Here is a 12340-nt window from a genome sequence, read left to right on the forward strand (position 1 = left end):
GTGCGGGGGCTCGCCCCCCCGAGAAACGGTGAAAGGGCGGGACCGGGGCACCAGCCCGCCGCAGGCGCACCCCCTACCCGTTACTGACCCGCACCCACCGCTCCAAAGCCGCCCGAGCCGCCCCCGAGTCGATCGACTCCGCGGCCCGCGCCATCCCCGCCGCGATCCGCGCGACGAGCGGCTCGTCGGAGGCAGGCTCCAGAGCCGCCAACGCAGCCGCCGAGTTCAACAGCACAGCGTCCCGCACCGGCCCGGTCTCCCCCGCGAGCACCCGCCGCGCCACATCCGCGTTGTACGAAGCGTCAGCGCCCCGCAGCGCCTCCACCGGCACCAGCTCGATCCCCACGTCGCGCGGGTCGAAGTGCTCCTCCCGCACCTCACCGTCCCGGACGACCCACACCCGCGACGTAGCGGTGGTCGTCAGCTCGTCCAGGCCGTCGTCGCCCCGGAAGACCAGCGCGGACGAGCCCCGTTCGGCGAGGACGCCGGCCAGGATGGGGGCCATCCGGGCGTCGGCGACGCCGGTCGCCTGGGCCCGGACGCGGGCCGGGTTGGTGAGCGGGCCGAGGACGTTGAAGGTGGTGCGGACGCCCAGTTCGCGGCGGGCGGCGGCGACGTGCCGCAGCGCGGGGTGGAACTTCACGGCGAAGCAGAAGGTGATGCCGGCCTCGCGGGCGACGTCCACCACCCGCTCCGGGGAGAGGTCGAGGTTGACGCCCAGCTTCTCCAGGACGTCGGAGGCGCCGCTGGCGGAGGACGCGGCGCGGTTGCCGTGCTTGACGACCTTCACGCCCGTCCCCGCGACGACGATCGACGACATCGTGGAGATGTTCACGGTCTTGGCGCCGTCGCCGCCCGTGCCCACGATGTCCACGCTGGGGCCGGGCACCTCGATGAGGTTGGCGTGCGCGTACATCGCCCGGACCAGGCCGGAGATCTCGGCGACCGTCTCGCCCTTGGCCCGCAGGGCCACCGCGAAGCCGGCGATCTGGGCGTCCGTGGCGGCGCCGCGCATGATGCGGTCCATGGCCCAGGCGGTGTCGTCCGCGCCCAGGTCCCGTCCGCCGAGCAGGGCCTCCAGGATGCCGGGCCAGGACCGGGACACCGTGCCGTCGCCGCCTGTCGGGGTCGCAACGTTCATGGTCCACGCTCCTGGTGGTCGATCCGGTGCCCGGCCGCGGGTTCCTGTCCGCGCGGGGTAGGGGATCAGCCTAACCAGGTCCCGGGACGACGAAGAGCCCCGTCCATGCGCTGGACGGGGCTCTCGCCGTGGCGATCAGCTGTGATCAGTGAGAGGGGCTCAGGGGATCAGTGGTGGCCGTGGCCGCTCGTGATCTCCTGGTACTCCTCCGCGGTGGCCTTGGGGACGAACTTGTCCTCCCCGTACATGCTCTTGGAGAGTCGCACCTTCAGCTTCTGGGTCGCCGACGCCTTGCGGGCGACGCCGTTCTCGTCGACCTCGGGCTCCAGCTCCAGCGGCTTCGGCTGCTCGTGCGCGGTGAGCGTGTGCAGCTGCTCCTGCGTGAGCGGCTCGTGGACCTCCACGAACTCACCGTGCGGCAGGCGCTTGATGATGCCCGACTCGCGGCCGTGCAGCACCTTCTCCCGGTCGCGCCGCTGGAGACCCATGCAGATCCGGCGGGTGGCGATGAACGTCAGCACGGGGATCACGAAGAAGCCGATGCGGACGAACCAGGTGATGGCGTTGAGCGACAGGTGGAAGTGGGTGGCCCAGAGGTCGTTTCCACCACCGATCAGCATCACGAAGTACGCGGCGATCCAGGCCGTACCGAAGGCGGTCCGGGTCGGGGCGTTGCGCGGGCGGTCCAGCAGGTGGTGCTCCCGCTTGTCGCCGGTCGCCCAGGACTCCAGGAACGGCCAGACGGCGATGGCGACGAGCACCAGCGGGAAGATGACCAGCGGGATGAAGACGCCCAGGACCAGGGTGTGGCCCCAGATGTTGATCTCCCAGCCCGGCATGACACGGATCAGACCCTCGGCGAAGCCCATGTACCAGTCGGGCTGGGCGCCGGTGGACACCTGGTCCGGCCGGTAGGGGCCGATCTCCCAGATGGGGTTGATCGTGGCGATCGCCGCGATGGCCGCGATGGCACCGAAGACCAGGAAGAAGAAGCCTCCCGCCTTCGCCATGTAGACCGGCAGCAGCGGCATGCCGACGACGTTCTTCTCGGTGCGGCCGGGGCCGGGGTACTGCGTGTGCTTGTGGTAGATGACCAGGATCAGGTGGGCCACCACGAGACCGAGCATGATGCCCGGCAGCAGCAGGATGTGGACCGAGTAGAACCGCGCCACGAAGTCCCCGCCGGGGAACTCCCCGCCGAAGATCAGCATCGACAGGTACGTGCCGATCAGCGGCACGGACAGGATCGCGCCGTCCACGAAGCGGACACCGGTGCCGGAGAGCAGGTCGTCCGGCAGCGAGTAACCGGTGAAACCGGTGAACATGCCGAGGACGAACAGCAGGAAGCCGAACAGCCAGTTGATCTCACGCGGCTTGCGGAACGCGCCGGTGAAGAAGACGCGCATCATGTGCACGAACATGCCGGCGAGGAAGATCAGCGCGGCCCAGTGGTGGATCTGCCGGATGAGCAGACCACCGCGGACGTCGAAGCTGATGTGCAGCGTCGAGGAGAACGCCTCGGACATCCGCTGTCCCTGGAGCGGGACGTAGGAGCCGTGGTAGACGACCTCGTTCATGCTCGGGTGGAAGAACAGCGTCAGATACACACCCGTGAGGATGATGATCAGGAAGCTGTAGAGGCAGACCTCGCCCAGCATGAAGGACCAGTGGTCCGGGAAGATCTTCCGCATGTTGGCCTTGGCCAGGCTGTAGATGCCCAGCCGGCCGTCGGCCCAGTCGGCGACCCGCTCACCGGCGGGTGCCTTGCGGCCGGCCTTGCCGGCCGCCGTGGTGTCTGCAGTACTCATCCGCGCTCCCAGAAGGCAGGACCGACGGGCTCGGCGAAGTCGCCCATCGCCTCGAGGTAGCCCTTGTCATTGACCTTGATCCGCAGCTGCGGAAGGGCGTGCCCGGCCGGACCGAAGACCACGCGACCGCCGTCCGAGAGGTCGAAGGTGGACTGGTGGCACGGGCAGAGCACGTGGTGGGTCTGCTGCTCGTAGAGGCTGATCGGGCAGCCCACGTGCGTGCAGATCTTGGAGAACGCGACGATGCCGTCGACCGACCAGTCCAGTTCCTTCTTGTCCTTGATGTCCTCCGGACGGAGCCGGACGATCATCAGGGCGGCCTTGGCGATCTGGTTCTGGAAGTCGTGGTCCTCCTCCGACATGCCCTGCGGCATGGCGAAGGTGAGGGAGCCGACCTGGACGTCCTCGGGACGCAGGGGCTGCATCGTGTTCTGGTTGACCAGCATCTTGCCGGCCGCCCACTTGGTCTTGCGGAGCTTGGTGCCCGGCTTGGGGCCCATGCCGCCGAAGAGGAACAGCGCGGACAGCGGCATCAGCGCCAGGGCGCCGAACATCGTGTTGCGGATCAGCGGGCGGCGGCCCATCGCCGACTCGGCGGCACCGTCCGCGAAGTCGGCCATGACCTTGGCCTTGACCTCGGGGGACGCCTGGATCGGGTGGCGCTCGTCGATGTGCTCGACGTCGGACATCAGGGTCCGCGCCCAGTGGACGGCGCCGGCGCCGATGCAGAACAGGGCCACGCCGAGGGTGAGCCCCAGCGTGAAGTTCATGGCGCTGACATGCCCGAGCGGGAACACGTAGATGTTCTTGTCGATCGGGATGGCCAGGTAGGCGGCGATGAAACCGACCGTCGCCAGCATGGACAGCGTGAACATGAACGCCACGGCGCGCTCGGAGCGCTTGGCGGCCCGCTCGTCGATGTCCTGGATGCGGTGCTCGTGCGGCGGCAGGCCCGGGTCGGCGAAGGGGTCGCCCTTGACCGTCACCGCGCCCTCGCGCGTGTCGCCCTGCTTGCTCGGCAGGGTCTCTTCTGGAATGTCTTGGCTACTCATGACTTCTTGGCCTTTGCGGTCCGGGCGGCGACCCAGATGGCGAGGGCGATCAGCGCGCCGAGGCCGAAGATCCACCCGAACAGACCCTCACTGACCGGGCCGAGCCCGCCCAGGTTGAGGCCGCCCGGGCTCTCCGACTTGCTGGTGTTGACCTCGTCGAGGTACGCGATGATGTCCTTCTTGTTCTTCTGGGACATCGTGGTGTCGGGGAAGGACGGCATGTTCTGCGGGCCGGTCTGCATGGCCTCGTAGATGTGCTTGGGGTCGACGTCCTCCAGGCTGGGCGCGAACTTGCCGTTCGACAGCGCGCCGCCCTTGCCCGTGAAGTTGTGGCACTGGGCGCAGTTCGTACGGAACAGTTCGCCGCCCTTGGCGACGTCGCCGCCGTCGGGGCTGTACTGGTCCTTCGAGGGAACCGACGGGCCCGCGCCCAGCGAGGCGATGTACGCGGCGAGCTGGTCGGTCTGCGCCTGCGTGTAGACGGGCTTCTTGCGGGGCGCCTGGGCACCCTGCTGCTGCATCGGCATACGGCCGGTGCGGACCTGGAAGTCCACGGCCGCGGAACCCACGCCGACCAGGCTCGGACCGTCGGAGGTGCCCTGAGCGCCGGTGCCGTGGCAGCTGGCACAGCCGACGGCGTAGAGCTTCTTGCCCTCCTCGATGGCAAGGGACTGGGCGGTGTCATCGGCCTTGGCCGACTCGGCCGGCGCGAACGCGGCGTACAGCCCCCCGGTTACCGCCAGCGCGAAGAGTAGGACGACGACCGCCGCCAGCGGATGGCGTCGTCGTGCGGAGAGCTTTTTCACGGATTACCCCGGTGTCAGGATCTTCTGCGTCGATGCTGGACTGTTGGTCCGGTGCGGGACGGGACCGATTACTTGATCAAGTAGATCGTGGCGAAGAGGCCGATCCACACCACGTCGACGAAGTGCCAGTAGTAGGAGACGACGATGGCCGCCGTCGCCTGGTGGTGGGTGAACCTCTTGGCCGCGTACGTCCTGCCCAGGACCAGCAGGAAGGCGATGAGTCCGCCCGTCACGTGCAGGCCGTGGAAGCCGGTCGTCAGGTAGAAGGCCGAGCCGTACGCGTCGGAAGACAGCGAGAGGCCCGCCTCCTTGACCAGGTCGGTGTACTCGAAGATCTGGCCACCGATGAAGATGGCACCCATCACGAAGGTGATCACGAACCAGGTGCGCAGCTTCTTCACGTCACCGCGCTCGGCCGCGAACACGCCGAGCTGACAGGTCAGCGAGGAGAGCACCAGGATCGTGGTGTTCGCCGCCGAGAACGGGACGTTCAGATGCGACGCCATGTCCGACCAGTGGTCGGTGCCGGTCACCGATCGCAGGGTGAAGTACATCGCGAAGAGGGCCGCGAAGAACATCAGCTCGGAACTCAGCCAGATGATGGTTCCGACGCTGGTGAGGTTCGGTCGGTTGACCGAGGGGTGCGCGTGCCCGGTATCTACTGCTGTTGCTGTCGCCACGACCGACATTATGTCGGTCGCTTATCTCGCGCTCACTCCGGGGGGTGCCGTTCGGTGTGTCAAGGACGTGTGCCCTGCTCGTACGGCCGAATACGACGGCCGGTGGCGGACGGCGGTGACCGTGCGAGGAGCCGTCGTCCCGTCCCCCGAAGGGGGGAAGGAACCCTTCCGCCGGACTTCACCCACCGTGTCCCGGGCGCCGGTGACGGGCCGTCGGCCCGGTCGTTTCCTCCTTCCGGGTGCTCCCGGGCCCCTCCCGCGGAGTAGCATCCGCGCCAGCGGTCCCCTCGTTCCACAGCTGTGCCCGAGACATCCCAGTCATGAGCGTGGAGGTAACGATGCAGCCGACGGCCACGGTGCTGGTCTACAGCGACGACGCGCGCACCCGCGAACAGGTGCGGCTGGCCGGCGGCCGGCGCCCGGCGGCGGACCTGCCCCCGGTGGAGTACCTGGAGTGCGCCACCCTTCCCGCGGTGCTGCGGACGCTGGCGGACCACCGGGTCGACCTCTGCGTCCTGGACGGCGAGACGGCCCCCGCGGGCGGTATGGGCGTCTGCCGGCAGCTCAAGGACGAGGTGTTCCAGTGCCCGCCGGTGCTGCTGCTGATGGGCCGGCCGCAGGACGCCTGGCTGGCCACCTGGAGCCGGGCGGACGCGGCGGTGACCCACCCGGTGGACCCGGTGGCCTTCGCCGACGCGCTGGCCGGGCTGCTCAGGGGACGGGTCGCCGCGGGCGCCTGAGCGACCGTACGCGCCGGGGGCGGCCCGGTCAGACGCGGGGCCGCAGCCGGGCCGCGTCGGCCGGGGTGGCCCCCTCCCGCGTCCCGGCGTTCAGGGCGCTGCCCTTGCGCCAGTCCTCCCAGGACAGGTTCCAGTCGCCGAAGCCGTTGTCGAAGGGCGTCATGGTGGCGCCGGCGCTGCCGACGACCTTGACGATGTCGCCCACCCGGACCGTGTCGAAGAACCACTTGGCGTTCTCGGTGGACATGCCGGTGCAGCCGTGGCTGACGTTGTCGGCGCCCTGCGAGCCCACGGACCAGGGCGCGGCGTGCACGTATTCGCCGCTCCACGTCACCCGGGTGGCCCAGTAGACGGGCAGGTCGTAGGAGTCGGCGCTGCCCTCGGCGATGCCGATGGTGTCCCCGCGCATCCGTACGAAGGATTCCTGGCCCAGGATCACCTTGACCCCGTTGCGCGTGTCGTAGCCGGGTTTGCCGGTGGTGACGGGGATGGAGCGGATCTCCTGGCCGTTCTTCAGCACCGTCATGTAGTGGCCCGCGGCGTCGGTGACGGCCTCCACCCGGTCGCCGGTGTCGAGGTGCAGCGGCTTGGACGGGCCGCCGTACATGCCGCCGCCGACCTTGATGCCGTCGAGGGTGGCGCGGACGTCGATGGAGGCGTGGGCGGGCCAGTACTCCTTGGGCCGGTAGTGCAGGACCCGGTTGTTCACCCAGTACCAGGAGCCCTGGACGGCGGGCCGCGACTCCACCCGCAGGGTGCGTTCGACGACGGCCCGCGCGGCGGGGGTCTGGACGGGGGTGCTGAGCTCGGCGGTGATGGGCTGTCCGACGCCGTAGGTGCCGCTCTTGGGGCCGAACGCGACGGTCAGCAGCCGGGTGGCCGGGCCGGTGTCGAAACCGATCGTACGGCGGCCCTGGGCCCCGTTGTCGTCCTCCGTGCTCACCCGCACCGTGTAGTGCGCGCCGGCCGCGAGGGAGCCGGTGCTGTGCCAGGACGAGCCGTCGGGGGCGAGTTCGCCGCCCACGTACCGGCCGGCGGCGTCGGTGGCGATGACGTCGGTGATGCGGTCGTCGCCGGTGGCGGTCACCTCCAGGGGCACGCTCGGATCGACCTTGCGGCCGTCCTCGGCGCCCTTCAGCACGACCTGGCCGGTGGCGTCGTACGGCGTGTCGGCCAGCGGGTTGGACGAGCTGCACCCGGTGCCCCCCAGCGCCAGGGGGACCAGCAGCAGCGCGCCGCCGAGCACCGTGCGGCGTCGAGGAGAGTGGCTCATGGTCACACCGTAGGAAGAACCGTCCCGTTCGGCCCCCGGGGCGGTGCAAACGGGTGGGGGCTTCCGGCGCCACGGCGAAAGGCCGGGCCCCGCACACCGAGTGGTGTGCGGGGCCCGGCCCGTTCGCGACGCGGAACCTACTGGTTCTGGTTCTCGCCGCGGTAGAACTCGAACACCCAGCCGAAGAGGCCGACCATGATCAGCGGGGCGGAGAAGTACATCAGCCACCAGCCGATCGCGATCGCCGCGAAGGCGAGGGCGCCACCGACCGCCAGGGACAGCGGCTGCCAGCTGTGCGGGGCGAAGAAGCCCAGCTCACCGGCGTCGTCCGCGACGTCCGCGTTCTTGTTGTCCTGCGCCCCGGCGTCCACCCGGCGCGCGGTGAACGCCAGGTAGTAGCCGACCATGATGCACAGGCCGAAGGCGAGGAACAGCGCGGTCGTGCCCGCCGGCTCCTTCGACCACACGCCGTAGACGACGGCCATGGCCAGGATGAAGACGGAGAGCCAGATGAACATCCGGCCTTGGATCTTCACTTGCCGGCCTCCTTGCCACCCACGAGGGCCTTGTCAGCGAGGTTCTCCTCCAGCTCCAGCGCCGCGATCTCCGGGTGGTGCAGGTCGAACGCCGGGGATTCGGAGCGGATGCGGGGCAGCGTGAGGAAGTTGTGCCGCGGCGGCGGGCAGGAGGTCGCCCACTCCAGGGAGCGGCCGTAACCCCACGGGTCGTCGACCTCGACCTTCTTGCCGTACTTGGCGGTCTTCCAGACGTTGTAGAAGAACGGCAGGATCGACAGGCCGAGCAGGAACGAGCTGATGGTGGAGATGGTGTTCAGCGTGGTCCAGCCGTCGGCCGCCAGGTAGTCGGCGTACCGGCGGGGCATGCCCTCCGCGCCCAGCCAGTGCTGGACCAGGAACGTGCCGTGGAAGCCCACGAACAGCGTCCAGAAGGTGATCTTGCCGAGCCGCTCGTCCAGCATCTTGCCGGTGAACTTCGGCCACCAGAAGTGGAATCCGGCGAACATCGCGAACACCACGGTGCCGAAGATGACGTAGTGGAAGTGCGCGACGACGAAGTACGAGTCGGAGACGTGGAAGTCCATCGGGGGCGAGGCCAGGATGACGCCGGTCAGACCACCGAAGGTGAAGGTGATCAGGAAGCCGACGGCCCAGAGCATCGGGGTCTCGAAGGACAGCGAGCCCTTCCACATGGTGCCGATCCAGTTGAAGAACTTCACACCGGTCGGGACCGCGATCAGGAAGGTCATGAAGGAGAAGAACGGCAGCAGCACGCCACCGGTCACGTACATGTGGTGCGCCCACACCGTCACCGAGAGACCGGCGATGGAGATGGTCGCCGCGATCAGGCCCCAGTAACCGAACATCGGCTTGCGGGAGAAGACCGGGATGACCTCGGAGATGATGCCGAAGAACGGCAGGGCGATGATGTAGACCTCGGGGTGGCCGAAGAACCAGAAGAGGTGCTGCCACAGCAGGGCGCCGCCGTTGGCCGCGTCGAAGATGTGGGCCCCGAACTTGCGGTCCGCCTCCAGCGCGAAGAGCGCGGCGGCCAGCACCGGGAAGGCCAGCAGGACCAGGACACCGGTCAGCAGGACGTTCCAGGTGAAGATCGGCATACGGAACATCGTCATGCCGGGCGCGCGCATGCAGATGATCGTGGTGATGAAGTTGACCGAGCCGAGGATCGTACCGAAGCCGGAGAAGGCCAGACCCATGATCCACAGGTCACCGCCGACGCCCGGGGAGTGGGCGCTGTCGGTCAGCGGCGCGTAGGCGAACCAGCCGAAGTCGGCCGCACCCTGCGGGGTGAGGAAGCCGGCGACCGCGATCAGCGAGCCGAACAGGTAGAGCCAGTAGGCGAACATGTTCAGCCGCGGGAACGCCACGTCGGGCGCGCCGATCTGCAGCGGCATGATCCAGTTCGCGAAGCCGGCGAACAGCGGCGTCGCGAACATCAGCAGCATGATCGTGCCGTGCATCGTGAACGCCTGGTTGAACTGCTCGTTCGACATGATCTGCGTGCCGGGGCGAGCGAGTTCGGCGCGCATCAGCAGCGCCATGACGCCGCCGATGCAGAAGAACACGAACGACGTGACCAGGTACAGGGTCCCGATCGTCTTGTGGTCGGTGGTGGTCAGCCACTTGATCACCTGGTTGCCTGGCGTCTTGGCGCGAACAGGCGGTGCTGCCGGGGCTGATGCGGCGGCACCCTGGGGTTCGTTGAGGATGCTCACTTGTTCTTGGTCTCCGCGTTCTTCGCGTGATCCGTCTGCGCGATGCCCGCCGGCAGGTAGCCGGTCTGGCCCTTCTCGGCCAGCTCCTTGAGGTGCTTCTGGTACCGCTCAGGAGAGACGACCTTGACGTTGAAGAGCATCCGCGAGTGGTCCTGCCCACAGAGCTCGGCGCACTTGCCCCGGAAGGTGCCCTCCCGGTTGGGGGTCACCGTGAAGCTGTTGGTGTGGCCCGGAATGACGTCCTGCTTCATCAGGAACGGCAGCACCCAGAAGGAGTGGTTGACGTCCCGCGAGGTCAGGATGAACTCGACCGTCTCTCCCTTGGGGAGCCACAGCGTGGGACCGGGCATGCCGTTCTGCGGGTTCCGCGTGCCCGGGATGCCGGTGTCGTAGACGCCCGCCGCGTCCGCCGGAGCCTTCTTCAGGTACCGGTCGGGGATGGCGTCGAGCTCCTTGATGCCGCGCAGCGCCTTGCCCGGCTTCTGGCCCTGGGCGGTCTCCATGTAGTTGAAGGCCCAGTTCCACTGGAAGCCGATCACGTTCACGACGTGCTTCGGCTTGTCCGGGTTGGCGATGAGCTTGTTCTCGTCACGGGCCGTGAAGTAGAAGAGCACCGAGACGATGAGGATCGGGACCACGGTGTACAGGGCCTCGAGAGGCATGTTGTACCGGGTCTGGGTGGGAACCTCGATCTTGCTCCGGCTCCGCCGGTGGAAGATGACGCTCCAGATGATCAGGCCCCACACCAGGACACCGACCGCGAGGGCCGCGGCCCACGAGCCCTGCCACAGGGAGAGGATCCGCGGCGCCTCCTCCGTGACGGGAGTGGGCATTCCGAGGCGGGGAAAGTCCTTCGATGTGCAACCGGTGGCGGTCGCCAGAACAGCGCCCGCGGCCAGCGCCTGCAGCAGCTTCCGCCGCACCGGGCGCCGCGACGAGCGGTCGGAGCCGTTGGGACTCACGTAGCGCCTTCCCGAGAGTCTCGCCCGCGCGGCCGGCTGCGGCCGTCTCGGTCGGTCGCCGGCCCGCTGCGGGCAGGGTTTGGATGTTTATGCGGACCAAACCCTACTGGACGCTATTTGGGGTCGCGCGGGGAGGGTGCCCAACGCGCCGGGGGGCCGGGCCAAGACCCACCGAAGGGATGGAACGACCGGCTCCGGGCAGGATCCGAGAGGGATCTGGGAGGGCGTCAGCCCTGGCCCGCGCGGCGGCGGGACGCGCGCTAGGTTCGGTGCCGTGCCCTACTTCGACGCCGCCTCCGCCGCTCCCCCGCACCCCGTCGCCCGTCAGGCCCTGCTCGCCGCCCTCGACGAGGGCTGGGCCGACCCCGCCCGGCTCCACCGGGAGGGCCGGCGGGCCCGGATGCTGCTCGACGCGGCCCGGGAGACCGCCGCCGAGGCGGTCGGCTGTCGCCCCGACGAACTCTCGTTCACCCCTTCGGGTACCCGGGCGCTGCACGACGGCATCGCCGGCGCGCTCGGCGGCCGCCGCCGGACCGGCCGCCATCTGGTGGTGTCCTCGGTCGAGCACTCCGCCGTGCTCCACGCGGCCGACGCCCTGGAGGCGGACGGCGGGAGCGTCACCCGGGTGGCGGTCGACCGGACCGGCCTCGTCGACCCCGCCGAGTACGCGGCGGCGCTGCGCCCCGACACGGCGCTGGCCGCCCTCCAGTCCGCCAACCATGAGACCGGTACGGAACAGCCGGTGGCCGAGGTCGCCGTGGTGTGCCGGGCGGCGGGGGTGCCGCTGCTGGTGGACGCGGCCCAGTCGCTCGGCTGGGGCCCGGTCCCGGAGGGCTGGTCGCTGCTGACCGCGAGCGCGCACAAGTGGGGCGGCCCGGCGGGCGTCGGCCTGCTCGCCGTCCGCAAGGGCACGCGCTTCTCCCCGCGCGGCCCGGTGGACGAACGGGAGGCGGGCCGCGCGCCCGGCTTCCCCGATCTGCCCGCGATCGTCGCGGCGGCGGCCTCGCTGCGGGCCGTCCGCGCGGAGGCCGACGCCGAGGCGGCCCGGCTGCGGGCCCTCGTCGACCGGATCCGCGCCCGCGTCCCCGCCCTCGTCCCCGACGTCGAGGTCGTCGGCCACCCGTCCCGCCGGCTCCCCCACATCGTCACCTTCTCCTGCCTCTACGTCGACGGCGAGGCCCTCCTCCACGCCCTCGACCGCGAGGGCTTCTCGGTCTCCTCCGGCTCGTCCTGCACGTCGAGCACGCTGGAGCCGAGCCATGTGCTGCGGGCGATGGGGGTGCTCTCGGAAGGGAACGTGCGGGTTTCGCTGCCGCGGGGTGTGGACGGGGCGGATGTGGAGCGGTTCCTGGACGTCCTGCCCGGGGTGGTGGACGGTGTGCGCCGGCACCTCGGGGCACCTTCGGAGGCGCCGGCCCCCGCTGCCGGGGAGGCGGAGGTCGTCGTCGACGCGCTCGGGAAGCGGTGTCCGATTCCGGTGATCGAGCTGGCGAAGGTGTTCGACCGGGTGTCGGTGGGTGGGCTGGTCACCGTGCTGTCCGATGACGAGGCTGCGCGGCTCGATGTTCCCGCGTGGTGCGATATGCGGGGGCAGGAATATGTGGGGGAACGGGTGGTCGAGGGC

The 12340-nt window shown here is 69.5% G+C and carries 11 protein-coding genes; 2 read left to right on the forward strand and 9 right to left on the reverse strand.

The window, feature by feature from the left end; genetic code table 11:
• Positions 1-73 precede the first annotated feature (73 nt).
• From trpD to ctaE, 5 genes are all read right to left on the reverse strand, one after another.
• The gene (gene trpD / locus ACSNOK_RS23385) at positions 74-1141 is read right to left on the reverse strand and encodes an anthranilate phosphoribosyltransferase (RefSeq protein ID WP_436782721.1); all 1068 of its coding nucleotides are present in this window, start codon (positions 1139-1141) and stop codon (positions 74-76) included.
• A gap of 167 nt (positions 1142-1308) precedes the next feature.
• Positions 1309-2949: a cytochrome bc1 complex cytochrome b subunit gene (qcrB, locus tag ACSNOK_RS23390; RefSeq protein ID WP_436782722.1), complete on the reverse strand. Its 1641-nt coding sequence runs from the start codon at positions 2947-2949 to the stop codon at positions 1309-1311.
• Positions 2946-4001, reverse strand: a complete 1056-nt coding sequence (gene qcrA / locus ACSNOK_RS23395; protein WP_436782723.1) for a cytochrome bc1 complex Rieske iron-sulfur subunit — start codon at positions 3999-4001, stop codon at positions 2946-2948. Before qcrA ends, qcrB begins: the two co-directional genes overlap by 4 nt.
• On the reverse strand, positions 3998-4807 hold the full coding sequence (gene qcrC / locus ACSNOK_RS23400) for a cytochrome bc1 complex diheme cytochrome c subunit (RefSeq protein ID WP_436782724.1): 810 nt from the start codon (positions 4805-4807) through the stop codon (positions 3998-4000). Before qcrC ends, qcrA begins: the two co-directional genes overlap by 4 nt.
• Positions 4808-4875: 68 nt before the next feature.
• The gene (gene ctaE, locus ACSNOK_RS23405; protein ID WP_152264355.1) at positions 4876-5496 is read right to left on the reverse strand and encodes an aa3-type cytochrome oxidase subunit III; all 621 of its coding nucleotides are present in this window, start codon (positions 5494-5496) and stop codon (positions 4876-4878) included.
• Between the two features lie 329 nt (positions 5497-5825).
• Between ctaE and ACSNOK_RS23410 the strand changes: the two genes are divergently transcribed.
• Positions 5826-6227 (forward strand): hypothetical protein, encoded by a 402-nt coding sequence (locus tag ACSNOK_RS23410; protein WP_436782729.1) that lies wholly within the window; start codon positions 5826-5828, stop codon positions 6225-6227.
• A gap of 28 nt (positions 6228-6255) precedes the next feature.
• Here ACSNOK_RS23410 and ACSNOK_RS23415 read toward each other — a convergent pair whose 3' ends face one another.
• The 4 genes from ACSNOK_RS23415 to ctaC all read right to left on the reverse strand — a co-directional run bounded on the left by ACSNOK_RS23415 (position 6256) and on the right by ctaC (position 10716).
• Complete coding sequence (locus ACSNOK_RS23415; RefSeq protein ID WP_436782725.1) at positions 6256-7500, reverse strand: Ig-like domain-containing protein; 1245 nt, start codon at positions 7498-7500, stop codon at positions 6256-6258.
• Positions 7501-7637: 137 nt separating this feature from the next.
• Entirely contained in the window at positions 7638-8036 is a 399-nt protein-coding gene (locus ACSNOK_RS23420) for a cytochrome c oxidase subunit 4 (RefSeq protein ID WP_223766897.1), read from the reverse strand.
• Positions 8033-9754 (reverse strand): aa3-type cytochrome oxidase subunit I, encoded by a 1722-nt coding sequence (ctaD, locus tag ACSNOK_RS23425; RefSeq protein ID WP_436782726.1) that lies wholly within the window; start codon positions 9752-9754, stop codon positions 8033-8035. Before ctaD ends, ACSNOK_RS23420 begins: the two co-directional genes overlap by 4 nt.
• Positions 9751-10716 carry an aa3-type cytochrome oxidase subunit II gene (gene ctaC / locus ACSNOK_RS23430; RefSeq protein WP_436782727.1) on the reverse strand — a complete coding sequence of 322 codons (966 nt, stop codon included), beginning with the start codon at positions 10714-10716 and terminating at the stop codon, positions 9751-9753. The genes ctaD and ctaC overlap by 4 nt, the downstream gene beginning before the upstream one ends.
• 274 nt (positions 10717-10990) lie before the next feature.
• On the opposite strand from ctaC, the gene ACSNOK_RS23435 reads away from it, so the two are divergent.
• Positions 10991-12340 (forward strand): cysteine desulfurase/sulfurtransferase TusA family protein (locus ACSNOK_RS23435; protein ID WP_436782728.1); only part of this gene is annotated, 1350 nt, incomplete at its 3' end.

Origin of the sequence: Streptomyces sp. URMC 126, assembly GCF_051386555.1 — a bacterium.
In the GTDB taxonomy this organism is placed as follows: domain Bacteria; phylum Actinomycetota; class Actinomycetes; order Streptomycetales; family Streptomycetaceae; genus Streptomyces.

Bases quoted from the DNA above. Each gene is read 5' to 3' on its own strand.
- trpD (WP_436782721.1), bottom strand. From the start codon at position 1,141: ATGAACGTTGCGACCCCGACAGGCGGCGACGGCACGGTGTCCCGGTCC.
- qcrB (WP_436782722.1), bottom strand. From the start codon at position 2,949: ATGAGTACTGCAGACACCACGGCGGCCGGCAAGGCCGGCCGCAAGGCA.
- qcrA (WP_436782723.1), bottom strand. From the start codon at position 4,001: ATGAGTAGCCAAGACATTCCAGAAGAGACCCTGCCGAGCAAGCAGGGC.
- ctaE (WP_152264355.1), bottom strand. From the start codon at position 5,496: ATGTCGGTCGTGGCGACAGCAACAGCAGTAGATACCGGGCACGCGCAC.
- ACSNOK_RS23410 (WP_436782729.1), top strand. From the start codon at position 5,826: ATGCAGCCGACGGCCACGGTGCTGGTCTACAGCGACGACGCGCGCACC.
- ACSNOK_RS23415 (WP_436782725.1), bottom strand. From the start codon at position 7,500: ATGAGCCACTCTCCTCGACGCCGCACGGTGCTCGGCGGCGCGCTGCTG.